23 protein-coding genes are annotated in these 24,244 nt (G+C 52.7%); 13 read left to right on the top strand and 10 right to left on the bottom strand.

Going from position 1 to position 24,244, the window contains the following annotated elements; genetic code table 11:
* Positions 1-1,204: 1,204 nt before the first annotated feature.
* The 8 genes from LQ229_RS25015 to LQ229_RS24980 form a co-directional block, all read right to left on the bottom strand.
* On the bottom strand, positions 1,205-2,095 hold the full coding sequence (locus LQ229_RS25015; protein WP_216536418.1) for a UbiA-like polyprenyltransferase: 891 nt from the start codon (positions 2,093-2,095) through the stop codon (positions 1,205-1,207).
* Positions 2,086-3,399, bottom strand: coding sequence for an aspartate aminotransferase family protein (locus LQ229_RS25010; RefSeq protein ID WP_230193236.1), 1,314 nt, complete (start codon positions 3,397-3,399; stop codon positions 2,086-2,088). The genes LQ229_RS25015 and LQ229_RS25010 overlap by 10 nt, the downstream gene beginning before the upstream one ends.
* Before the next feature lie 24 nt (positions 3,400-3,423).
* The gene (locus LQ229_RS25005; protein ID WP_230193235.1) at positions 3,424-5,388 is read right to left on the bottom strand and encodes a U32 family peptidase; all 1,965 of its coding nucleotides are present in this window, start codon (positions 5,386-5,388) and stop codon (positions 3,424-3,426) included.
* A gap of 107 nt (positions 5,389-5,495) precedes the next feature.
* Complete coding sequence (locus LQ229_RS25000) at positions 5,496-6,290, bottom strand: energy-coupling factor transporter transmembrane component T (RefSeq protein ID WP_216536421.1); 795 nt, start codon at positions 6,288-6,290, stop codon at positions 5,496-5,498.
* On the bottom strand, positions 6,290-7,159 hold the full coding sequence (locus LQ229_RS24995) for an ATP-binding cassette domain-containing protein (RefSeq protein ID WP_230193234.1): 870 nt from the start codon (positions 7,157-7,159) through the stop codon (positions 6,290-6,292). Before LQ229_RS24995 ends, LQ229_RS25000 begins: the two co-directional genes overlap by 1 nt.
* Positions 7,135-7,986, bottom strand: coding sequence for an ATP-binding cassette domain-containing protein (locus tag LQ229_RS24990; RefSeq protein WP_230193233.1), 852 nt, complete (start codon positions 7,984-7,986; stop codon positions 7,135-7,137). Before LQ229_RS24990 ends, LQ229_RS24995 begins: the two co-directional genes overlap by 25 nt.
* Positions 7,979-8,536, bottom strand: coding sequence for a Gx transporter family protein (locus LQ229_RS24985; RefSeq protein WP_230193232.1), 558 nt, complete (start codon positions 8,534-8,536; stop codon positions 7,979-7,981). The genes LQ229_RS24990 and LQ229_RS24985 overlap by 8 nt, the downstream gene beginning before the upstream one ends.
* Positions 8,520-8,912: a NusG domain II-containing protein gene (locus LQ229_RS24980; RefSeq protein WP_230193231.1), complete on the bottom strand. Its 393-nt coding sequence runs from the start codon at positions 8,910-8,912 to the stop codon at positions 8,520-8,522. The genes LQ229_RS24985 and LQ229_RS24980 overlap by 17 nt, the downstream gene beginning before the upstream one ends.
* Before the next feature lie 25 nt (positions 8,913-8,937).
* Here LQ229_RS24980 and LQ229_RS24975 point away from each other — a divergent pair, with 25 nt between their 5' ends.
* The 3 genes from LQ229_RS24975 to LQ229_RS24965 are packed head-to-tail and all read left to right on the top strand — an operon-like array spanning position 8,938 to position 11,492.
* On the top strand, positions 8,938-10,137 hold the full coding sequence (locus LQ229_RS24975; protein WP_230193230.1) for an FAD:protein FMN transferase: 1,200 nt from the start codon (positions 8,938-8,940) through the stop codon (positions 10,135-10,137).
* A 52-nt stretch (positions 10,138-10,189) separates the two neighbouring features.
* On the top strand, positions 10,190-10,735 hold the full coding sequence (locus LQ229_RS24970; RefSeq protein ID WP_230193229.1) for an RNA polymerase sigma factor: 546 nt from the start codon (positions 10,190-10,192) through the stop codon (positions 10,733-10,735).
* Entirely contained in the window at positions 10,722-11,492 is a 771-nt protein-coding gene (locus LQ229_RS24965; protein ID WP_230193228.1) for a hypothetical protein, read from the top strand. The genes LQ229_RS24970 and LQ229_RS24965 overlap by 14 nt, the downstream gene beginning before the upstream one ends.
* A 41-nt stretch (positions 11,493-11,533) precedes the next feature.
* Here LQ229_RS24965 and LQ229_RS24960 read toward each other — a convergent pair whose 3' ends face one another.
* Positions 11,534-11,863 carry a metalloregulator ArsR/SmtB family transcription factor gene (locus LQ229_RS24960; protein ID WP_230193237.1) on the bottom strand — a complete coding sequence of 110 codons (330 nt, stop codon included), beginning with the start codon at positions 11,861-11,863 and terminating at the stop codon, positions 11,534-11,536.
* Between the two features lie 79 nt (positions 11,864-11,942).
* Positions 11,943-13,583 carry a SulP family inorganic anion transporter gene (locus LQ229_RS24955; protein ID WP_230193227.1) on the bottom strand — a complete coding sequence of 547 codons (1,641 nt, stop codon included), beginning with the start codon at positions 13,581-13,583 and terminating at the stop codon, positions 11,943-11,945.
* Between the two features lie 226 nt (positions 13,584-13,809).
* On the opposite strand from LQ229_RS24955, the gene LQ229_RS24950 reads away from it, so the two are divergent.
* From LQ229_RS24950 to LQ229_RS24905, 10 genes are all read left to right on the top strand, one after another.
* Positions 13,810-14,814, top strand: a complete 1,005-nt coding sequence (locus LQ229_RS24950) for an LCP family protein (RefSeq protein ID WP_230193226.1) — start codon at positions 13,810-13,812, stop codon at positions 14,812-14,814.
* A gap of 144 nt (positions 14,815-14,958) precedes the next feature.
* Positions 14,959-15,681: a FadR/GntR family transcriptional regulator gene (locus LQ229_RS24945; protein ID WP_230193225.1), complete on the top strand. Its 723-nt coding sequence runs from the start codon at positions 14,959-14,961 to the stop codon at positions 15,679-15,681.
* Between the two features lie 131 nt (positions 15,682-15,812).
* On the top strand, positions 15,813-17,123 hold the full coding sequence (locus LQ229_RS24940) for a sugar ABC transporter substrate-binding protein (protein WP_230193224.1): 1,311 nt from the start codon (positions 15,813-15,815) through the stop codon (positions 17,121-17,123).
* Positions 17,124-17,201: 78 nt separating this feature from the next.
* Entirely contained in the window at positions 17,202-18,074 is an 873-nt protein-coding gene (locus LQ229_RS24935) for a sugar ABC transporter permease (protein WP_230193223.1), read from the top strand.
* Positions 18,061-18,903, top strand: coding sequence for a carbohydrate ABC transporter permease (locus LQ229_RS24930; protein WP_230193222.1), 843 nt, complete (start codon positions 18,061-18,063; stop codon positions 18,901-18,903). The genes LQ229_RS24935 and LQ229_RS24930 overlap by 14 nt, the downstream gene beginning before the upstream one ends.
* Positions 18,904-18,926: 23 nt before the next feature.
* Positions 18,927-20,129: an enolase C-terminal domain-like protein gene (locus LQ229_RS24925; protein ID WP_216536433.1), complete on the top strand. Its 1,203-nt coding sequence runs from the start codon at positions 18,927-18,929 to the stop codon at positions 20,127-20,129.
* A gap of 151 nt (positions 20,130-20,280) precedes the next feature.
* Entirely contained in the window at positions 20,281-20,937 is a 657-nt protein-coding gene (locus tag LQ229_RS24920; RefSeq protein ID WP_216536434.1) for a PilZ domain-containing protein, read from the top strand.
* Positions 20,938-20,960: 23 nt separating this feature from the next.
* Positions 20,961-21,473, top strand: coding sequence for a VanZ family protein (locus tag LQ229_RS24915; RefSeq protein WP_230193221.1), 513 nt, complete (start codon positions 20,961-20,963; stop codon positions 21,471-21,473).
* A gap of 10 nt (positions 21,474-21,483) precedes the next feature.
* On the top strand, positions 21,484-22,848 hold the full coding sequence (locus LQ229_RS24910) for a HAMP domain-containing sensor histidine kinase (RefSeq protein WP_230193220.1): 1,365 nt from the start codon (positions 21,484-21,486) through the stop codon (positions 22,846-22,848).
* Positions 22,849-22,903: 55 nt separating this feature from the next.
* Complete coding sequence (locus LQ229_RS24905; protein ID WP_230193219.1) at positions 22,904-23,542, top strand: response regulator transcription factor; 639 nt, start codon at positions 22,904-22,906, stop codon at positions 23,540-23,542.
* The last annotated feature ends 702 nt before the right edge of the window (positions 23,543-24,244 follow it).

Here is a 24,244-nt window from a genome sequence, read left to right as displayed (position 1 = left end):
AGCACCTGATTTAGTACGGATTCTAACAATGCTGATACCCCCGAATCTTGAGAATTCCCTAAAAACAACTGATGCAAAAGTTTGGAATCTAGGTTAATCTGGTATTGAGCCATAACAAAATCCCCTCTAAAGAATGTTTTCTCAACAATCTCATTCTAAACGAGGATTTTGACTATGGCTCCCTTTATTTTTGAAGCCTTAGCATTTTACACAATTATACGGACTCAACTGGATTCGATGCGTACACCGCATATTTTGTACGATATTTCGCATACCTTTGCAGGATCAGGGCTTCAAATCGTTCATTGCGTATGAAATTTCGAACAATATAGTCGATTCGATGCGTGCACCGCACATTTTGTACGATTTTTCGCATACCTTTGCAGGATCAGGGGCTCAAATCGCTCATTGCGTATGAAATTTCGAACAATATCGTCGGATTCGATGCGTACACCGCATATTTTGTACGATTTTTCGCATACATTTTGTGGCCTCACGCAGATTTGCAAAGTTATGTTCAGTTCATCGACAGCCTATTGCGAACGTTAACATTCCGCGATCGCCTGAACTAAGCCTTGTTGTGCACTGGCGTTCCATCAATATTAAAGCGGGTTGGGGTGACGAATCAGCGCTCCAGCAGGAAAGAGGCAGGCAATGAATGATCGTTCATTCAGAAAACCTGCAATTGTAGTCAATTTCATCATACCGCAGGCGGTTGACGGCCCGCGGGACGAAACGCAGACACGCTAATCGCCGGTAAATCACCTTGTTGTTCATTGTAACGAAACTGAAACACGCTAATGCGGGGAAAAAGGCGGTGAAACAGCCAATTTGCAATGAATAACGATACCTACTTTCGTTAAATTGGGAACACCTTCATTTTGAGCCCAATAAGGATTGTCAGTTTCGTCAGCGCCAAGCTAAGAAGCGCAGGTCTGCGCGGATCGCCTTCTAAATAGGGAGGTATCTCCTTCTATATGCGCAATGCGTAGCGTAGTTAAGCAAGTTACATCAACGATGGCGAATTATGAAATTGACTCTTTTTGCAGGATGGTATTTGCCGCGATGAGTCGCAGGCCAGTAACGCATTACACCCTCCTAATCTCTCGAATCCGCAGCTTATTCGATGCAACGCCAGTGCTTGTTAGGAAAGCCCCAATGCAGAGCCCTTCTAGCTTAATCGTCGTAAGTCACAACAAAACGCTCAATGCAACGCTTGTGCCGATGCAATATAAAAGTCGAGCAGCGTGCAGCCAAGAATGACCATGCTGATCGCTTGATTCAATTTGTAGGAAGCCAATTTCATTAACTTTCGATTGTGAGGCGTGATCACTTTATGCTCGACCATGAGCAAAACGATGGAAGCCAGCACGCCCAATAAGTAAATCCACCCTAAATCCAGGAAAAAATAAAGAAAGATAAGCAGCGCAACCATAACGCCATGCAATCCTTTGGCGATCAGGAGCGCGCTTCGCAGCCCGAACGCGGCCGGTATCGACCATAGCCCGATTTTGCGGTCGAAGTCGATATCTTGCGTGCCGTAAATAATGTCAAAGCCGGCGATCCATAGCATCACGACCGTCCCCAGCACGAAAGGCGTGAACGCCAATTGCCCCGTTACCGCGAACCAGGCGCCGATCGGCGCGGACGCGATGACGAATCCGAGGTACAGATGGCAAAGCCAGGTGAACCGTTTCGTATACGAATAGGACGAGATCAGGATAATCGCGATAGGCGACAGGACGAAGCATAACGGATTCAGCATGTACGACGCCAGCACGAGCACGCCGTAATTGACGACGACAAACCAGGCTACTTCTTTCCGGCTTAGCAGCTTTTGCGGCAAGTGGCGGTGCGCGGTGCGCGGATTTTGCCCGTCGAAGACCCGGTCGGCGAGCCGATTGAAGGCGTTGGCCCCGTTGCGGGCGCCGACCAGAGCGATGAGCGACCAGAACATCGTATGAAAGGAAGGCAGGCCTTGCGCGGCCCATACCATGGCAATGACGGCAAACGGCAGCGAGAACAGCGTATGCGAGAACATGACCAGCTCGCCGAAACGTTTTGTTTTATATGCGATTTTGCCGATCAGTTCCATGGCTTCTCACCTTCCTCCATCGACGATTCCAGCCCGAGGACGGCATCAAGCGCCTCCAGCATGTTCAGGATATCGGGTTCGCCGACGACCAGCGGCGGTTGAAAGGCAAGCACATTGCGGCCCAGGCCGTTTTTCCCGATAAGGAAGCCCCGATCTTTCATCCGTTCGAGAATGCGGTCGACGCGCGCGGCTCCTTGATTGGGATCGTCCCCGCCGATTTCCATCCCCAGCATAAGGCCAAGTCCGCGCACGTCCGAGACGCAATGATGCCGCGACTGCAGCCGCCGCAGACCGGCGGCAAGCACAGAACCGAGATGGGCGGCGCGTTCCGTCAACCGCTCCCGTTCCATATAATCAAGGACGGCCAGCGCCGTCACGGACGATACCGGATTTCCGCCGAAGGTGGAGGCGGACGGACGGCGGAACGAGGCGGCAATATCGTCGGTGGAGGAAAAAGCCGCGATCGGCACGCCGTTGCCAAGCGCCTTGGCCGTCGTCATGATATCGGGCGTTACGCCGTAATGCTCCATGGCGAACATTTGGCCCGTGCGGCCAAAGCCGGTCTGGATTTCATCCGCGATCAGCAGGACGCCATGCCGCTCAAGCAATGCCTTGACTTCTTTAAAGTAATCGAGCGGCGGAACGACGATCCCCCCATTGCCCTGGATCGGTTCGACGATCATGGCCGCGATCGAATCGCCCTTGTCCGCAAGGATCCGCTCAAGCGCCGCGATCGAGCGCCGCGCCGCTTCGTCCGGCGCAAGCCCCGGAGCGAACGGGCGCGGAATGAACGATACCCAGTCGCTCCCTGCGTCGGCGTCGGCGTCAGCACGCCACATCGGAATGCCCGTGACGGCCATCGTCAGTGCGGTCCGACCGTGCAGCCCGCCTTCCAAGGCGAGAAAGCCGCGCTTGCCGGTATGAAGCCGCGCGAGCAACAGCGCGCCTTCATTCGCTTCCGAACCGCTGTTGCAGAAGAAGGTTCGCCGTATGGCGCCGGGCAGGATCGAGGCCAATCGTTCCGCCAAATCCGCCATCGGTTGGGTCAAGTAAATGGTCGTCGTATGCTGCAGCGTGCGCAGTTGCCCGATTGTCGCCTGCGCGATCTCCCCGTTGCAATGGCCGCATGCTACGACGGAGACGCCGGCGAAGAAGTCGACGTATCGTCTGCCGGTCGAGTCGTACACATATTGCATGTCGCCGCGTACGATTTGCGGCGGATTGCTATAGAAATGCTGCGTGCACGGGTAAAAATAAGATCGGCGCTTTGCCAATATCGCTTCAGGTCCGATAGTATTGTTCACGATGATTGCTCCTTTCTTTACGCATTAGCCGAACGACAAGGTCCCGAGCGTATAGCCCGCGTAAACGGGAGACATCCTCCCGAAGATTTCCGCGGCTTGCTCCGGCGCTTCAAGCGCATGTTTATAAGCTTGCACGATTCCGCGCAATTGCTCCGGAGTATAAGTGCAACCTTCAATGCGGAAGAACGAAACGCCCGCCTGCAGCAATTCCGGCACGAGAGGCAGGTAACATAATTCTTTCGCCAACGTCATATGATTTCGCCCGTGATGATCGCGATAGACCGGGTTTTCGCCTTGGTCGGTCATCAGAACGGCATGCCGGTTATCGACATATCGATTGTCTTCCTCGCCGATCGGTTCGAATACTTCCGCATTCTCGTACAGATCGAGCTCCATATACATCACGACGGGAGAACCGTGCGCGACGATTTCGACCGGCAGCGGCGCATTGCGAATCAATGCCGCGAAATCGGCCGTATTCAGCTCGATCGACGGCGCGATCCGCACAAGCCCGAACTCGCGGTACATGCGTGCGGCCAGTTCATTGTATATATTGAGGCAATAATCGCCGATCAGAGGATAGCCCAGCTCCCGGAATTTGCGGATGGCGCCGACGTTCGTCACAAGCAATCCGTCGATGGGAAGCCGCGCCCCCGATAATAATTGGCCGTATTGCTCGAAATGCAATTCGGTCATCATTCGCGGCATGCTCAGGTATAGCTTCGCGCCCCGTTTCGCCGCGCCAAGCTGTTCGATCTCCCGTTTCGTAAACGGCATATCGGGCATGAATACGTCGCCGGACAAGTAGATATGATCCGCCCCCGCCTCGATCGCCGCTTCCGCCTGCGCCATGTTGTTGACGCGCACGCTAAGCTGGGGGACGTCCGCGGTCTGGCCGCAAGCCGGGGACAAGAGGGCATCTTCCCTCGCATCCTTGCCGACTTCGATCAAGGCACGCCTTACTTCTTCGAGTCGGTCCGCGTTCATCTCGCGCTCGGCTGTCGGCGTACTGAACACCTTGCCGGTGCTGTAAAATTTCCCCGTTCCTTCGTAGCGGCGGTTGATAAAGCTAAGGCCCGGCTTGCCGAAAGCGTAAGCCGTGGAAAAATCGCGTTTCCGGCAGTCGTATAGATGCCCGGCGTCCTGCCTGCGGTCGAAGCCGACCGGATCTTCGATATACCGGTCGATGGCGTCGCCGTAACTGTCGACAAGCATCGTAAGGAATTCTTTGTCCCGCATGCGGCCTTCGATTTTGAACGAGCAAATGCCGGCTTGAATCAATTCCGGAATATGCTCGTACATATACATATCTTTGGCGGCGAGAGGATATTCGGTCGGGTAGATATATCCGTCTTTCTTCATGCGGTAACTCCAGCGGCACGGCTTCAGGCAGCGCCCGCGATTGCTGCTGTTGCCGAATAAGAGCGAACTGTAGAGGCAGTTCGCGCCGTGAACGGAACACATATCGCCGTGCACGAAGTATTCGATTTCTATGCCGGTCTGTCGTTGCAAGCTTTCCGCCGTACGCAAATCCATTTCCCGCGAAGCGACGACGCGCGTGACGCCCCTCTCCTGCAGGAAGCGGATCATTTCCAGATTGTGAACGTTCATCATCACCGAGGCGTGAATCGGAAGATTCAGCCCCATTTCCCGGACGATGGCAAGTACGGCGTAATCTTGTACGATAATCGCGTCGGGGGCGATCCGGTCAAGCCGCTGCAAGTACGCTTCGGTTTGCCCCAGTTCCTCGTGATTGATCAAGTTATTGACGGCGACATATGCCTTTTTGCCGGCATCATGCGCGATCGCGACAGCCTTCTCCGCTTCTTCGATCGTTAAATTGTAGCCTTTGCGCATCATGCGCATATTGAGATAGGGACCCCCGAAATAGACCGCATCGCATTTCGAACGAATCACAGATTCGAAAATTTCGAATGTGCCGGCCGGCGCCAGCAGTTCGATTTCTTTCCCGTTAAAATATCGCGCCATCGTTCATTCCCCCGTTTTATAAAATAAAATATGATTAAGGTAGTTCCATCATATCCGGCGGCAAACGGAAATCATGTGATTAATTTCACAAATAAAAGCGGCCGGTTTCACGTAATTGTGAACACAACCGCCCCAATGAGTGCGAAGGAAGCGATAAATATCGAATCTCTCGTCTTCCATTGCAGTTCGTAATATTTCGTTCGCGGTTGTCCCAGTTGGAATCCCCGCGCCTCCATCGAATAGACCAAATCTTCGGCCCGCCGGAACGCTCCTACGATGACGGGAATGAGCAGCGGAACGATCATTTTGCCTTTCTCCCGCCAGGGGAGCTCCCTGAGGTCCGCGCCGCGCGAAGCTTGAGCCTTAATCACCGTTTGCGCTTCATCCCAGATCGTCGGGATAAACCGGAGCGCAATCCCGATCGTCAGCGCAATGAGCTGCGGATCGAGACGAATCAGCTTGAAAGGGGCGAGCACGTCTTCCAGCGCCTGGTTCAACTTGGCGGGCGTCGTCGTGAAGGTAAGGATTGCCGTGAACGACACGAGAAAGGCCATGCGCCATACGGAAAGCGCGGCTTGCCGCAATCCGCCGGCATGAATGGCGAACGCTCCCCAATCCAGCAGCGGCGGACCGTCGCGGATCAGCAGCATTTGAAATACGAACATAAAAATCATCAGATACCGAAGCGGTTTGGCGGCTTTGACGAAAGTGCGGAACGGAACGTTCGTCGCGCGCATGACCGCGAAGGAGTAGCCGGTCACGATTCCCGCGGCGATCCAAGAGTCCGCGAAGACCAGGATGCAAACATAGAGCGGCATCGCCGTTAACTTAGCGCGGGGGTCGAGGCGATGAACCCAGGAGTCCCGTTCGATATATCTTCCTAAGACGAATTTCTGCCGCATCACGACTCATCCTTTCGCCTGGCGAAAGCTCGCTCGATTTGATCCGCCCAGTCCGCGGGAGAGCCGTTCGGAGGCAGCGGGATGCCGAAGTCGCGCATGAGCGCCTGCCGCAGCCGAAGCGGTTTCGGAACGGGGATGCCGGTTTCCTCTAGCAGTTCCGGCCGCCCCCAGATTTCCGCCGCCGTCCCTTGAAACGTTACCGTTCCGCGGTCCAAGACGATGAAACGATCGGCGTAGGGCAGCAGTTCTTCGAGCCTGTGCGTTACAACGACGATCGTTTTCCGGTCCCGCTCGCATAGCTGCCGGAGCAGTCCCAACAAATCTTCGCGGCTGCGCGCATCCAGTGCCGCGGTCGGTTCGTCAAGCACGAACACATCCGGGTTCGTCGCCAGTACGGAAGCGATCGCGGCCTTGCGCATCTGGCCGCCGCTTAAACGAAACGGGCTGAGCGGGAGCAATTCCCGCTCGAGGCCGAGCGATTCCGCCGCCCGTTCCGCCATCTCCCGCGCTTGCGGGGCCGTCGCTCCGAATTGCAGCGGGCCGAAACATAAATCTTTCTCCACCGTTTCCGCGAACAACTGCTGTTCCGGGAATTGAAATACAAGTCCGACGCGTTTGCGCAGCAGTTGCGCATTGGGGAGGGGCTCGCCGACGCGTATATGAAAATCGAGAATATGAAGCGAGCCGGACGAAGGACGCAATATGCCGTTGAAATGCTGCAGCAGCGTCGATTTGCCCGATCCTGCCCGGCCGAGAATGCCGATGAACCGCCCTTCTTCCAACTCGAGACGAATGCCGCGGAGCGCGGCGCTCTCCAAGGGGCATCCTTCCTCATACGAATACGTTACATCATGGAATCGAATGCCCATCGCCTTAGTTCCTCCAATAGCGTTTGTTCCCGGAAATGCATGCCGATGTCGATTCCGCGCTTGCGGAGCTCGCGCGACAATTGCACATAGAGAGGCGGCCGCAGGCGGCATTGCCTGACGACATCGTCAAGCATATAGAAATGCTCCGGCATTTCGTCGGCGACGATCGTCCCGTCCGCCAGGGCAATGACGCGGTCGGAAGCCAGAATCTCGTCCTCGTCGTGCGTAACGGCGATCATCGTATACTTTCCGGAGGCATGCAGCCGGCGCATCAGGCCGATCAACTGCCGCTTGGCGCATTCGTCCAGCATCGAAGCCGCCTCGTCGAACACGATGATGTCCGGCTCCAGCGCAAGCGCCCCGGCAATGGCGACCCGCTGCTTCTGCCCGCCGGACAGCTCGCTCGGATGCCGGTGCAGCAGATGGGCGATGTCGAACTGCTTTGCAGTCCGAGCAATACGCTCTTGCATTGCTTTCCGCTCGAGGCGGCGGTTCTGCAAACCGAAGGCCAAATCTTCCTCCACCGTCGCGCCCACGAATTGATTGTCCGGGTTCTGGAACACAAATCCGACGCGCTGCCTGATCTTCGCCGCATTGCCGGCGTGAAGCTCCATGCCGCCCGTAAAGATACGTCCGCCGCTGTGGGGCAGCAGCCCGTTGATTAATTTGACAAGCGTCGATTTGCCCGAACCGTTCGCTCCGACGATCGATACCCATTGCCCTGAAGGAATGTCCAGCGTAATATCGCGGATCGCGGGGGGGAGCGACTTGTCCCGGCGCGGATAATGAAAGGAGACATGTTCGAAGGAAACGGCCGTTTTAGTCATGTTCTCCCCACCCTTCAAACAACGGGATTTGGGACAAAGCCCGTATTGCGTATTTTGCCGCAATGCCGACAAAAATGCCTGTCGCCACTCCTGTCAGCAACAGTACGGGAAGGTAATAGAAGACGGTCGAACTGCGAATGACGATCCCGGCCGCGGCAAGCTGTCCGATATTGTGCGCGATGCCCCCGGCGATGCTGACGCCGATCAAGCTGAGACGTTTGCCGCTGACTGCCATGAGTATATACATGACGGCAAAGCTGAACAACGAACCGAACAAGCTGAACAAAAAACTGGAGAATGTGCCGAACACGAGCGCCGTCAAAATCGTCTTCAATGCGACAAGCAGCAGCGTATCTCTCCCCCGGAGAAAATAAAGACAGGTCAGCACCATGATGTTGGCTAAGCCGAGTTTTGCGCCGGGAACGGAAAAGTTGACCGGTATGATTGATTCCATCACGCCGAGCACGACGGCGGCCGCGGCGAATATGGCCACGGCGACGATGCGTTTCAAACCGGCCGCAGCGACATGGGATTCACGAAACGACGGCATCGATCTCATCTCCTTCGCTTTGATCTGCAACAATTTCGACCAGTACGCGGTTCGGCAAACATACGATCGTTTGCTGCGGCTTCGAGATCCAGCCGAAAGTAAAGCAAACTTCATCCGGACAATCCGCTTCGAACATCTCGATGCCCCGGTCGTGCACGAACAGTACGTTGCGGCCGCGTTCCGTCTCGATTTCAATCCATTGCTCTTCCTCCGTCAATTCCACCGTCCGGTAAGGCTTTCCGTCCACGGAAATAACGGCGTACGTTGCAGCGGACGGTGCGGGTTCTTGCGGAGCGGGGCCGAGCCATTTCGGCACCGCCAACGCCAATGCGAAGCATACGACAATTCCGATCAGTATGAAGTCACCGCGTTTCACAGGCGCACCCCCGTTTGCTTGGTTTATGAGTTCATTCATTATACCCGTTCGCGCCAAATCGTTCTGTGACGATTCCTACAGCGGCGAGAAGATCGGATTTGCTATAATCGCAAGACAAAATTTCGATAGGCAGGGATCCGATATGCGCACGAAACCTTTATTTTCCGGATACGTTTTATCGCTTGTTATTTTGTTGCTTGGCGCAAGCGGCTGCGCCCCCATTTCCGCGCCGGGCGCTTCGAACGGCAGCGGGCTGCCAATCTCCCGCACGTATTTCGCTTTTGATACGATCGTTACGGTCAAGGTGTACGACGAACGCGTTACCGACGCTCATTTCAAGGAATTGGAAAGTTTGATGAAAGAAATCGAAGGGAAATTAAGCCGGACGATCGAAACGAGCGACGTCTCTCAAGTGAATTTGCAAGCAGGGCAAGAGGCGGTGCGGGTATCCGACGAAACGTTCGGGCTCGTCCGCCAAGCGGTCGGCTATGCCGAGTTAACCGATGGACGCTTCGACCCGGCGATCGGGCCATTGGTCGATTTGTGGCAAATCGGCAAGGAAGGGGCCAAAGTTCCGCCGCAGGCCGACATCGAGCGGAAGCGGGATCTTGTCGATTTCCGGAACATTGAAACGGATGAAACGAATCGTACCGTCAAACTTGCCCAAAGCGGGATGTCGATCGACTTGGGAGGCATCGGGAAAGGGTATGCGGCTGATCGCATTGCGGAACGGCTGCTCGAGATGGGCTTCAAAAGCGCGATTATCGATCTGGGGGGCAACATTATGGCTGTCGGGACGAAACCGGGCGGCGAACTGTGGAATATCGGCATCCAGGCTCCGGACGAAATGCGCGGAAATCCGATCGGGCAAATTCGCGTCGATAACCAAACGATTGTCACCTCGGGCGTGTATGAGCGTTACTTTATGGAAAACGGCCAACGCTACCATCACATTTTGGACACGAAAACCGGATATCCCGTCCGCAACGAGTTGATCAGCGTGACGATCGTCGCGGACCGCTCGGCCGATGCCGACGCTTTGTCGACGGCCGCTTTCGCCTTAGGGCTGGAAGAGGGCTTGCAACTGACTCAATCTCTGGATCGCGTCGAAGCGTTATTCGTGACGGCGGAACGCAAAGTATACATGACGGACGGGCTGATAAAGTCGTTCCGGTTGACGGACGAAACGTACGAGTTGGCAAATCTTGCCGCAAAAGCGAACTAATTTCCGATATCGCGTGTATATATGATGAGACAACTATAACGGAGGTATGTTCGTGGAAAATCGGATTTCCATGGAAGAGGCGGAGCGGTTATTCGCCGAATATTCTCTTTTCGTATTCCGTTCGGCCTACGTGCTGACCAAATCGAAATCGCTGGCGGACGATATCACGCAGGAGACTTTCATTAAAATCTATATGAAAATCGGCACCTTAGATCGGACCAAACCGATTAGGCCGTGGATTTATAAAATCATGCTCAATACGGCAAGGAACATGCTGCGCAAGCAGAAATGGCTCGTTTTGATCGGACAAGTACCGGAGACGGAGGAAGAGGTGCCGGTGGAAGAGACGGTTCTTAGAGACGAAGCGAGCGAGGAATTGTTGCGGGAAATCGAGCGATTGCCCCATAAAAGCAAAGAAATCATCATGCTTCATTTTTACGGAGAATTGAAATTGTATGAAATCGCCGAAATTTTAAATATTCCAATTGGGACATGCAAATCCAGATTGAATCGCGCGCTCATGTCGTTGCGCAATCGACTGCCCCGTTCGAATGTTTACGGATTCACGAAAAGGGGGGAACTTTATGGAGAAAAATAACGCCGTCCAGATGAAAGATGCCCTGGAAAAACAGGTGCGACGCCGAACTTCCTCCGTTACCTTCGAACAGATATGGGAAGGATACGTTAACCGGGATGCCCGCCGCAAAAAAAAGAAACGCAACATCCGCCAAGCGGCCTTCGCTGCGGCTGCGCTTTTGTTCGCCTTGCAGACGGTCGTCGCCTTCAAGCCCGCTATGGCTTTTATCGAGCAATTCATCGAGCCGAAAGTGGAGACCAAACAGGTAGAAAAGGAAGGGGAAAGGAGCTTCCGAATCGTTTGGAAGGAAGGGGACGAAGAAATCGGCATTTCCTCGAAAAAGGAGGCGGAACAACTGTTGGGCGTTCCCGTTCCGTGGTCCGACAAGTTGGAGGCTATGCCGGAGATAAAACGGTTTATGAAGGTTATAAAGAAGCAAGGCCAACCGCTTGGATATAAATACGCTCTCGGCACGAATGGGCGGATCATCGACATAGAAGCGAGGTACCTGATCGATTCGCCGCCGATGTTCTTTCTCCATACGATGGGCGGCGAGGCGGCCGTCAAAGACGTGACAGTAAACGGAGCCGAAGCGAAGCTAGTCGAATTTCACGATTTTCCGGTTTTTCATTATATTTATTTTCAATTGGAAGATTGGAATATTCTGTTGTCCGTGATTCAAGATATCGATGCCCCGCCGGTAACGGGAGAGGAGATGATCGCTCTGGCGGAATCCGTCCGATTTGAATCTGCCGCGCCGCAACCGGGAAAGAATTAGCGTCCGCGCAGGAAGCGGAAGATCAGGGTGCCGTGCGTCTTTTACTCGGCCCCTTCCAACTGATCGAGCAACACAATCGTGTCGACTAAATGATTGTTGAACACTTTTTTGGCCGCCTCAAGCACGTCGACGATGGCAGGGTCCCGCAGGGCGTACACGACGCGGTTGCCGTCTTTGGTGCCTTTCACGATATTTTTGGCGCGCAGCACCATTAATTGTTGCGATACCGCGGAACCCTCGCTTCCGATCAGGGATTGTATTTCATTCACATTCTTCTCCCCCTCGGACAACAGTTCGAGAATGCGAATACGAAGAGGATGGGCTAAAGCTTTGAAAAATTCCGCTTTAAATTGTTGTAATTCCAGGTTCATCATTGCGCACATACCTTCCCGTTTGATTTGAATGGGACATCTATTCTGGAATGAAATTACCTTATTCCTATGGCTTCTGTCAACCGCAAACGTCCGTTTTCCCCCGATGAAACAAAGAATCGGCATAACGGACCGCTTGGCCGGTTTGGGCAAACATGTTCGTCTCTCCGATCATTTTATCCAATTCGGTGCGCATGAACATTTCGCGCAATTGCGGCTGTACCTCGGAGATCAGCACCGTACCGCCGTAACTTTGGACGAAACCGATGACGCCGGAGAGAAAGGAAATCCCGGTTGTATCGATAAACGGCACTTGTTTCAAACGAATGACGACAATGCTCGGCCGATCTCGCAGTTGATCCAGAATCAAGCGTTCGAACGATTGAGCCGCTCCGAAAAAAAGAACGCCTTCCACTTCCGCATAGCAGATCCTCTCTTGCCGGTCTTCGGCGAAATGTTCGCCGGTTTTCGTCGTGACGGAAATCGAGCTCATTTTTTTGACAAAAAGAACGAATGCCAATAAAAGCCCCGCCCCCACTCCCGTTATTAAATCGACAAAGACAGTGAGCAAAAAGGTAACAAGCAGAACGAGCGTGTCTCCGGTTTTCAAGCGAACGATATATTTAAAGCGCCGGACTTCGCTCATATTCCAGGCGACCGTCATGAGGACCGGGGCCATGGCAGCGAGCGGTATAGCCGAAGCGTATGGAGCGAATAGGAGCAGAATCAATAAGGTCACGAAGCCGTGAACGATGCCGGATACGGGGGATTGAGCTCCGTTTTTAATGTTCGTGGCCGTGCGGGCGATCGCTCCTGTGGCGGGTATGCCCCCGAATAACGGTGCGGCAAGATTGGCGATGCCCTGCCCGATTAATTCGCGATTGCTATGGTGGCGATCGCCCGTCATCCCATCGGCTACGACGGCTGACAGGAGCGATTCGACCCCTCCCAACAAAGCGATTGTCAATGCGGGAACGAATAAGCTTTGCACTTTATCCCATGTGATATTCGGAAGCCGGAAGGTCGGCAACGAACTCGGGATCGCCCCGTAAGTCGAGCCAATCGTAGCAATTTTATCCGGGAAGAACAAAGCGGCCGCACCCCCCGCGACGATAAGCGCGACGAACGAGCCGGGAAGTTTGGGGAACAGTTTCGGCGTAACGATAATGAAGAGGAGGGAAATCGCAGCGATTAGTACGGCGGCCGGATCCGTCGTTCCGACATGCCGAACGATTTCCGCCATATTGTCGATAAAGCGCTCATGCTTTTGAATCCCTTGCAAGCCGAGAAAATTGGCGATTTGTCCGGTAAATATGATCACGGCAATTCCCGCCGTAAAGCCGATCGTCACGGGTCTTGGAATATATTTGATGAAGGCCCCCATTTTCAACAAACCCATGAGTAATAGCATCATTCCGGCCATGAACCCGGCGATCAGCAAATCCTCGAATCCGTATAGCGTTACGATGCCGAATATGACCGGAACGAAAGCGCCGGTCGGTCCGCCGATCTGATGGCGGGAACCGCCGAAGACCGAAATGAGTATTCCCGCGATAATCGTCGTGTAAATGCCGTATTGCGGGTCTACGCCCGAAGCGATGGCGAATGCCATTCCGAGCGGCAAAGCGATAATACCGACAATGAGTCCCGACAGCAGGTCTTTCCACAGCAGCGCCAATGAATAGTTTCGAAAGCGGTGAGCCCGTACAAATCTCATCATGATATCCCCTTTTATATTCAATATTATGTATATTTGAATTTTTGAATATACATATACTGTTTCATTGTACGGTCAAAGCGCATTTCCGTCAATGGATGCCGCTTCATTTTTGTTTCGACAAAAATCGTAACTTTCTTCCGGTTGGGTGCGTTTACATAGATAGAAAGAGATTCCGCCGCCCATCCGACCGGACGTGCACTTCATGAGCAAAGTGGGCCTAACGTCAATGGAAAGGTTGGTACGTTTCATGCTGAAGCAACACGCCATGCCCCGCAAAAGTCGCAATCAAACCAAACGCAATCGAATTTGGCTCTATTCGTCATTAGGCGTCGGAGCGGTCATTTTGCTGATTGCGGCGTATTACGTCTATTCGATCTTGTCTTTCACGAAACAAATTCATGAGAATAGCGAAACAAACAATATGCTGGATCATCGTCGGCTGCACGAAGAGCCTGCCCATGAACCTCCCGAATGGGACGGGAAGGAGAAAGTCAACATCCTGCTCCTCGGCGGGGACGCCAGAGGCAACAGAAGCCGTCCGCTCTCCGATTCCAACATCCTCGTATCCATCGACCCCGAGCGGCAAAGCGCAAAGCTTTACTCCGTTCTTCGCGACACTTATGTGGACGTACCCGGTTATGGCAAGAACCGAATCAACACGGCCCTCGCTTTCGGAGGACCGGGACTTGCTATGGAAACGGTCGGACAATTGACCGGACTCAACGTGCAATACTACGTTTTTGTCGATTTCGAAGGATTTATTGCCTTAATTGACGCCATCGGCGGCATCGATGTCGATATCGAGAAAAATATGCGCAGAATCGATCGCGCCGACGACCCGAGATATAATATCGATTTGAAAAAAGGGGAGCAGCATTTGGACGGATTGCAGGCGCTGCAATATGTTCGTTTTCGCAGCGACGCCAAGTCCGATTTCGGCCGCAGCGAACGGCAGCGCAAATTTGTGTCGTCCGTCGCCGCCAAAATGAAATCGACGACGACGCTGATCCAATTGCCCAAAGTGCTGAACAGTATCGCCCCTTACTTGGAAACGAATATCGAGCCCCATGAGATGTTGAAATTAGCCAGGCTTGGCATGCGGATCGATCTTGGTCAAATGTCGGACGTGCAAATTCCTCCGGACGGGATGTTTAAGCCTCAGAGAATCGACGGTAACGACGTGCTCGTTATCGATCCGGAGCGAATCAAACAATATATAAACGAGCAATAAACTTGCTTGTAACAAATTGACGGATGAGTATGGCCTGATCCGTTGGAAGCTTGTCCGTCGATTTATGCTTGACGAAAATAGTAAAACTTGCTAGTATATTAATCACAACTTGTATGACATGTTACAAGGAGATGGAGAATAACGGTGAAAACCAATTTTAAAGCGATTGAGAAAAAAAATATTGTCGACGACGTATACGAGCAGATGAAAGAGAAAATCGTGAACGGGGTATGGCAGGCGGGAGATAAAATTCCTTCCGAAAACGAATTATGCAGCATGTTCAACGTCAGTCGCGTAAGCGTTCGCAGCGCCGTGCAAAAATTAAGGGATATGGGATTAATCAGCACGAGGCACGGGAAAGGTTCCTTCGTCTCGAATACGGCGGGAAGCTACGATTTGAAGATGATGGCTCCGATCATGAATATGAGCGAAAAGGAATTTGTAGATATTATGGAATTCCGGGAGCTTATTGAGACCAAATGCATTGAATTGGCCGTTGAGCGCGCCGACGAACAAGACATTTTGGCGATCGAGAAAGCGCTTAACGAAATGAAGGCGAATCAAAACGATTATGCCAAATATTCGGTGGCCGATTATCAGTTTCATATGGCCATTATCAACGCAGCCAAAAATGATCTTTTCGTCCAAATTATGAAAAGCATGAAGCGGGTTTATTATTATCATTTGGAAGAACTGAACCGGGTATTGGGCGAATTGGAAGTCAGCTTGAAAGGGCATACGCAACAATATCAGGCGATTAAAAATAGAGATACCGAATTGGTGAAGCGGTTGGTTCGCGAATCCGTTACGACGACGACAGACCGTACAATCAAATGGTTGCGTTATCAGGAAAAAAACAAAAAGTAAATTTTTTCGAATAACTTGTATGACATCATATATCATATGTCATATTACATAAGGTTGTCGCCGCGGCGGCGATTTTGTCGCATGACGGCTAACCATATATTTTTACCTATTTCAACGAGGAGGTCATTTGCATGAAAAGAACAAGATATGCCGGTTGGATTTCGTTATTGATAGTGTTGAGTCTATTGGCGAGCGCCTGCGGCCAAAAGCAGACAGGAAAAACGGGGGAGAGCGGCGATCAGGTAACCACTATTCGCATCATGTCCGTATCGCAAACGGAAAATCCTGACGGACCGGCCGAGAAAGCGATGGCGGAAGAGTACATGAAACTGAATCCGCACGTGAAAATCGAGTTTATCGGCGTACCGATGAACGATTTGTATAAGAAGATTACGACGCTCGCCACGGCTTCGGATTTGCCAGATGCGTTCACCAACACGCCGCAGTTTATTCGAACGGCTTACAATATGGGCATTACTGCCGATTTAACGGAGCTTTTCGGACAACAATATTTGAGCGAATTTTATCCGAATTTGCTGGAGGAATCGAGCGTTGACGGCAAACTGCAGTTTTTGCCTTGGGTAGCGGCTCCCCTGGCGCTCGTATACCGCGGCGATTGGTTCGAGGAAGAGGGATTGAAGGCGCCTGAGACGTGGGAAGACTTTCTTGACGCCGCGCAAAAATTAACAAAGGATACCGATGGGGACGGAAAAGTCGATCAATGGGGCTTTGGGATGGTCGGTACGCGCAACGGCTCCGGTGCGGACCGCTTCATTACCGTATTGCGCTCCTTTGGCGCGGAAGAATTGAAGCAGGACGCGAACGGCAACTGGGTAACGGAGTTGGATTCTCCGGCGGCCAAAGAGGCTTTTCAGTTTTATGCCGACCTGAATAATAAATTTAAGGTGATCCCGCCCGGGGTGACGGAAACCGGCTTCCCGGAAGCGGCGAGTTTGATGGCGAGCGGCAAAGTCGCCATGATGATTACAGGCCCGAATGCATTGGGCAGCATTTACGATCAAAATCCGGAACTGAAAGGGAAACTGTACAGCACTCCGGTTCCGAAGAAAGAAAAACATATCGCCACGTTCGGTTTGCTGGGCTACTCGATTGCCGAATCCAGCCCGAATAAAGAGATCGTTGCGGATTACCTCAAATTTATGGTGAACAAGGAAAATTCGTTGAAGTGGAATGCTTTAAGCGGCAGGCTTCCGACGAAAATCGAAGTCGGCGAAGATCAGCAGCTGACCGGCAAAGATTATGCGGGATTCGTAGAAGCGCTTCAGTACGCTTTCACGACCCCCGATTTCAAGCAATATTCGCAATTTCAGGATATTATCGCCGAGGCGTACCAATCGATGATCGCCAGCGGCATGAATGCGGATGAAGCGACCAAGAAAGCGGCCGCTCGGGCCAATGAGGTTATCGGCAATACCAACTAATCCTTCAAGAATCGTCACGGTAAGGGAGTGGATCTCTGCTCCCTTACGGCCTTCTTGGTAATCTATGGAGGTACAACTATGCTGTCGTCAAAAAACCGGTGGATCGGGTATTGGTTCATCGCCCCTGCCGTCGTCACGCTTCTGTTGCTTGTTACATACCCGCTGCTATACGGGGCTTATATCAGTTTTTTCGACACCAACTTAACGACGAAGTGGGATTTTGTAGGGTTAAAGTACTATAAGGAAATCTTCTCGAATACGGAATTCATCGGCAAAATATTGCTTACTTTGCATTACACATTCTGGGTTGTTGCCGGCCATTTCGTAGTCGGCATGGGACTGGCGCTCATTCTAAACATGAAATTGAAGGGACAAACCGTGTTCCGCGTCATCTTGATTCTTCCATGGCTTTTTCCGGAGGTTGTAGTGGGACTGCTGTGGAAGTGGCTGTTCAACCCATTGTATGGCCTGTTCAACGCCGTATTGATGGGAACAGGCATGATCGACGAACCGATTTCCTGGCTGGGCAACGAACAAATTGCCTTTATCGCCGTCATTATCGTTTCGATCTGGAAGGGCTTCCCGATGGTCATGATGCTCATTCTGGCCGGTTTGCAAAATATATCGGAAGATATATACGAAGCCGCCAAAATCGACGGCTGTACGCGATTGACGGCGTTCCGCTACGTGACGTTGCCCGGGCTGATGCCGGTGATGCTCGTTACGCTTATTTTAGATACCGTTTGGTGGTTTAAGCAGTTTACGATGATTTGGATATTAACCCAAGGCGGGCCCGGAAATGCGACGAACGTTGTCAGCATCGATATTTTCAAACAAGCTTTCGATTATTTCGTGTTCGGCAAAGCTTCCGCCATGGCAATTATCGTCTTCTTCGTATGTTACTTGATGGGATACGGATACAGGAGGTTGTTTGGAAATGGCAACGATTAAAGGGAAGAAATCGCTGTTCAACGCATGCATGTACGCCATTCTCACGATCGCATCGGCCGGCGTGTTGATACCGACTTTGTGGATGGTTTCTACCGCGTTCAAGAGCAATGAAGAAGTGATGAGTTCACCGCCGGTTTGGATTCCCGAACATCCTACCTTCGATTCGTTTATTCGAATTTGGAAGGACTATCCTTTCGCCGATTATTTTGTGAACAGCGTTATTATTGTGTTCGCGTCTACTTTGATTTCGTTAGTGTTCTCGGCGTTGGCCGGCTATGGGGCCTCGAGGTTCCGGTTTCCGGGCAAAGGAGCGTTTTTGACGTTTCTGCTTGTCACGCAAATGTTTCCTTCGATCATGCTGCTCATTCCGTTTTATAAAGTTCTAAAAACATTCGGGTTGATCGATTCGCATCCGGGACTCATTATCGTCTATATTTCGTTTGCGATTCCTTTTTGCACATGGATGATGCTCGGTTTTTTTCAAGGCATACCGAAAGAATTGGATGAAGCGGCCATGATGGACGGTTGCGGCAAAATGCGGACATTCCTGCAAATCATTCTGCCCTTATCTTTGCCGGGACTTGCGGCTACGGCGATCTACTCTTTCCTGATGGGGTGGAATGAATATATGTTCGCTTTCGTTCTGATGACAACGGAAGATATGAAAACATTGCCGGTAGGAATCGGCCAATTGAACGGGTTCTACAAAATCGCTTGGAACGATATGATGGCCGCATCGATCGTGTCCAGTTTGCCTTTGATCATTCTTTTCTTATTTATGCAGAAATATTTTATAAGCAGTTTGACGGCAGGCGCTGTCAAGCAATAACAACAACTAAAGGGCGAGTGGATATGGAGAAACTGAAAATTCGCAATATTAAAACGATTATGACGGCGCCGGAAGGCATTAATTTGGTTGTCGTCAAAGTGGAAACAACGGAACCGGAAATTTACGGCGTTGGTTGCGCTACCTTTACGCAGCGCCATTTGTCGGTGCATTCCGCCATCGAACAATATTTGAAGCCGTTTTTGATCGGAAAAGACGTTCAAAGCATTAACGATATATGGCATTCTTCGCTCGTGAGCGGTTATTGGCGGAACGGCCCCATTATGAACAATGCATTGTCCGGCGTAGACATGGCCCTTTGGGACATCAAAGGAAAGCTTGCCGGAATGCCGCTCTACGAGCTGTTTGGCGGGAAGGTTCGAGAGGGCGCGGCGGTATACCGGCATGCCGACGGCCTTGATTTCAAACAGGTGGAAGAGAGCGCGCGTTCGTACATCGAACAAGGTTACCGCTACATTCGCTGCCAATTGGGCACCTATGGCGGCAAAGACCAGTTGATCGTTGCGCCGGAAGGAGCCCCCGCCGGAGCTTATTACGATCCGAAAGCCTATATGAAAAGCGTGCTCGGATTGTTCGAGCACCTGCGATCCGAGCTGGGACCGGACGTCGAGTTGCTGCACGATATTCACGAACGCTTGGCCCCGATCGATGCGGTGAACTTTGCCAAGCAATTGGAGCCGTACCAATTATTTTTCCTGGAAGATGCGCTTCCGCCCGAACAGCTCGAGTGGTTCCGCCTCATTCGCCAGCATTCGACGATTCCGCTGGCGATGGGCGAATTGTTCAATAATCCTAACGAATGGATGCCTCTTGTTACGAATCGTTTGATCGATTATATTCGGATTCATATCAGCCAAATCGGAGGCATAACGCCAGCGAGAAAGTTAACGTCGCTCTGCGAAGCTTTCGGGGTACGCACCGCTTGGCACGGTCCGGGGGACACATCGCCTGTGGGGCATGCGGCGCATGTGCATCTCGACGTCAGCAGCATCAATTTCGGCATCCAGGAGTGGAACGGATTCAGTCCGGCACTTCAGGAAGTATTCCCGGGATGTCCGGAAATTAGAAACGGTTACGTGTATCCGAACGATAAACCGGGATTGGGAATCGACGTCGACGAGAAATTAGCGGCGCAATACCCTTGCCATAACGTTCTTCCGGAATGGACGTTGGCAAGGCTGCCGGACGGTACGCCAACTTTCCCGTGAAGAAAGCAAGTTAGAATCAGGCGAAAGATAAGCCTGGTTCTTTTTTTGTTTTCGGCCCGACGGGCGGAGCTATTTACACTTTCGGAATTGTTCCTCATAATGGAAATGGAAGATCCTTTATCGCAAAACGCTATAGGAGGTCGTTGACGCCATGAATACGGACGATATGGAGCTTTGGAACAATCAACTTATCGAAATCGAATGCGAAGACGGATCGGTCTATTTTACGCAAATCATTAGAATGAGCGATGCGAGTATGTACGTGCGAAACCCTGTCGATACAAATAACGAGCCTTTGCCGCATCATCTTGCCGGGGCGGTCTCGGTATACTTTTATGACGGCAAAGATAAATTCGTGTATGATTCCGCCGTTTCATTCGAAGGTCCCCGCGTAACGCTGACGAAACCGCGGCCCGATTTCAGCGATGTCCAAAGAGTGCAGAGAAGGAATTTCTTTCGCATTCCCGCGGAAATCGAGGTATGGATCGAAGCGGCTTCGGGCGAGAATGCGAAATATGTTACCGTCGATATTAGCGGCGGCGGCATCGCTTTTTACGAAGCGGAAGATAGGAACGAGGAATCGCTTTATCGCGTCGGGGACGACGTCATCGGCCATATGTATTTGGAAGACAAGAACGGCAGAAAGCATATTTCGTTCGGCGCGCGCGTCGTCGATTTGCGGACAGGCCCTGGCGGGAGACGGCGGGTGTCGATCGCTTTCACGGAGATTAAGGAACCGCTGCGAAGCGAAATCGTCCGCTACTGCATCCGGAAACAATTGCGCGCAAGGACAGCCGAGCAAACGTGAAACGGGAAGGAATGCGCCATTCGATGAAGTGGATAAAGAAACGTTTTTTGATATGGTTGGCGCTGACGGCAATTTGTATGGCCGTTATTTTTATCAAGTCCGCGGAGCCGTACGTGGAGCAAGATTTGCGGCCCGCGCTGGCGGCCTGGATTCCGCAAGCGATCGTGGACCATTTGCCGCATATCGAATTTTACTATGACGGCGGATTGGTTACATCGGCGAAGCCGTACGATTTTATCGAGTTTTGGATCCGCAAGGCGGCGCATGTGACCGAATTTGCCGTCTTAACGTTCCTATGGATGAAGACGCTGTTTGCGCTGCCGATCCGTGAGGGGACGGCGATCGGCACCGGCGCTTTGCTGTCGTTATTGTACGCGGCTTCGGACGAATGGCATCAAAGCTTTGTGCCCGGGCGTACCGGACATGCGATCGATGTTGCGGTCGACGCCGTCGGCGTCTTGATTATGACGATCGCATTCGTTCTGGCGACGGCGTACCGGAAACGTCGCGGCGCAAGACAGTCCAACGTGAAGTAAGGCGGTGCGTATGTTATTTTATTTTGCTGCGCTGCTTGCGGCGGCCGTTATTCTCATCATAAGCCAGCCCGGGAAGGAATCGAACCGCTGGGCGACCTTCTTCGTCAGTTGCGCCAGCATCGGCGGACTTGTCGACACGGCGGAAGCGCTCGGCTGGGAGCTTGCCGCGTTTCTGCTGGAGCTGGCGAATCATACATTGACGCCCTATGGGGCGCTGATCTTTTGCATCGTCTATTCGGAGTTGTTCCGGACGCGGGCGCGGACGATTCTCAAATTCGTTCTCTTGCTGCCGGTCGTATTGCTGGCGGTTCTGTTCTTCGCCTGGGGGAGAGAGATTCATTATATGCCGCTGCTCGTTTTCGTAGCGCCGTATTATCTCGCCTCATGCGCGTTATTGGTTGCCGCCTTCGCGAAGGAACGCGACCGGCGCAAGAAGACGAATCGCCTTATGACTCTATTCATCATTGCGCCTTCGCTGCTTGCCGCTTTACTGTTTATTAACGTGGGGCGGGCCATCGATCCGGCGTTTTCGTTTTTTTCGTATATTGCGGGATTTATCGGATATTCGCTGTTTGCCGGCGTTTTGCTCGCCTTTCTGTCCGGCTCCGGGGTGCTTGGCGTCAAGCTCCGCCTGGAGCGCGATCCGCTGGAAAGCGCGATCGAGGCGGTCAGTTCGGGAACGGCGCTGTTGAATCATACGATTAAGAACGAAATCGGCAAAATATCGCTCTCCGCCGACAACATCAAGTCGACGCTGTTGCGGGACGTGAGGCCGGAACCGGACATTCCGTCCGCCGCAGTCGAAGAACAGCTGCAAATTATTGCGAATTCGGCGCAACATATGCTTGCCATGGTAACGCGCATTCACGGGCAAACGCAGGAGATCGTCCTGCTGGAGCGGCCGCACCGTCTGGCGGATATCGCGGAAGCATGCGTGCGCCATCATATGCCGATGTTCGCGGAACGCGGGATCTTCGCGCAGATCGTGCGGAAAGCGGATCCTGAAGTGATGTGCGACGCGGTTCATTTGCAGGAGGTACTCGGCAATTTGCTTCGAAACGCCGCGGAAGCGATCCGGCCTGGAGCGGGCGGCGATATTCGAATTGTGCTCGCTCCGGCGAAACGCGGGGGAGTGACGATCACGGTTCGCGATAACGGGCGCGGCATTCCGAAACGGCAGCTGGATCGCGTCCTCGAACCGTTCTATACGACGAAAGGGCGCGGCGGCAATTTCGGGCTCGGGTTAACGTATTGTTATCAAGTGATGCAGCAAAGCGGCGGTTCGCTTCGGATCGAGAGCGCGGAAGGGGAAGGGACGGCGGTATCGCTGTATTTTCCAGGCAACAAGGTGACAAGCATGCATCGCCCGGATTAGTGCCTGAGCGAGCCGCGGCACCGCAAATTTGTAGGACAAGGAGCGTTATTCGTAGATGGATCATATTCGGCTCATGATTGTAGAAGACGACCCTGATTGGATCAAAGCGATGACGCTCTTCTTGAACAACGAGGCCGATATGCTCGTTGTCGGAGCGGCGAAGAGCCGGGAAGAAGCGGTTCGGCTGGCGGAGACGCTGGAATTCGACGTCTTGCTGATGGATATTCAATTATCGGGCAATCGGCTGGACGGGATCGACGCGGCATTGGACATTCACGAACTGCGTCCCGTCAAGATTATCATGCTCACATCTCTCAATGACGAGGCGGTCATTGCGCAAGCTTTCACGGCCGGCGCGATCAACTATATCGAGAAAACAAACTACCGCCAACTGCCGCAAGCCATTCGGACGGCGCATCGCCATGCCGGGCCGATGGAAGTGCTGCTCAAGGAGCTGGCCCGCTTGAAGCGCGAAGAGCAGCTTCAGGCGCTTACTCCCGCGGAGCGCGAAGTGTACGAGTTAATCGAAGCGGGCTATACGCAAACCCAGATCGAACAGAAGCTGTTCAAGGCGGAAAGCACGCTCAAAAATCAGGTGAACAAAATGTTGAAAAAACTTGGCGTCCGCTCGAGCAAAGAAGCGGTGGAAAAGGTGAAGCGCAAAGGATTGTGGCGGCGCGACGAACGGGACTAAAGCGGGGATGCGACCCTTCGGCATGCGGCGGGCGACTTTGCCGGGCACGGTAGGCTGCCGCAAGAACTGTTCGCGAAGCGTGAGTGAACAGGGATGTGTCGGGTGTGCGTCAGGGTGTGAGTGAATAGGGATGTGTCGGCCTGTGTTCGGGGCTGGTATGTTGTATTTTGTACATCATACCAGCCCCTTTTTCTGGAGCGATTGCACTAATGTTGCAGTTTATACAACATAGAGAGGGGAAATAGGCCGTTTTCAGCCGAACTTGTACGTTTATGCTGTACATTGTACAACATGTCGGCCCGATCCGACCTTGAACCCCGGCTTATGCTGCACTTTATGCAACATACTAACCGGTCATCGCAGTCCCGACTCTGCCGTGACACCCGCTGGGGGTACTACGTTTCTGCGGCGGTGTGTGAGTAAATAGGAATGCGTCGGGGTGTGCGTCGGGCGCGAGTGAATAGGGAGGCGTCGGCCTGCGTTCGAGGCTGGTATGTTGTATTTTGTACATCATACCAGCCCCTTTTTCTGGAGCGATTGCACTATGTTGTAGTTTATACAACATACAGAGGGGAGATAGGCCGTTTTCAGCCGATTTTGTACGTTTATGCTGTACATTGTACAACATGTCGGCCCGATCCGACCTTGAACCCCGGCCTATGCTGCACTTTATGCAACATACTAACCGGTCATCGCAGTCCC

It is taken from the genome of Paenibacillus sp. CECT 9249, from assembly GCF_918697855.1.
Taxonomy (GTDB): Bacteria; Bacillota; Bacilli; order Paenibacillales; family Paenibacillaceae; genus MSJ-34.
This window is presented reverse-complemented; position numbering and strand designations above follow the sequence as displayed.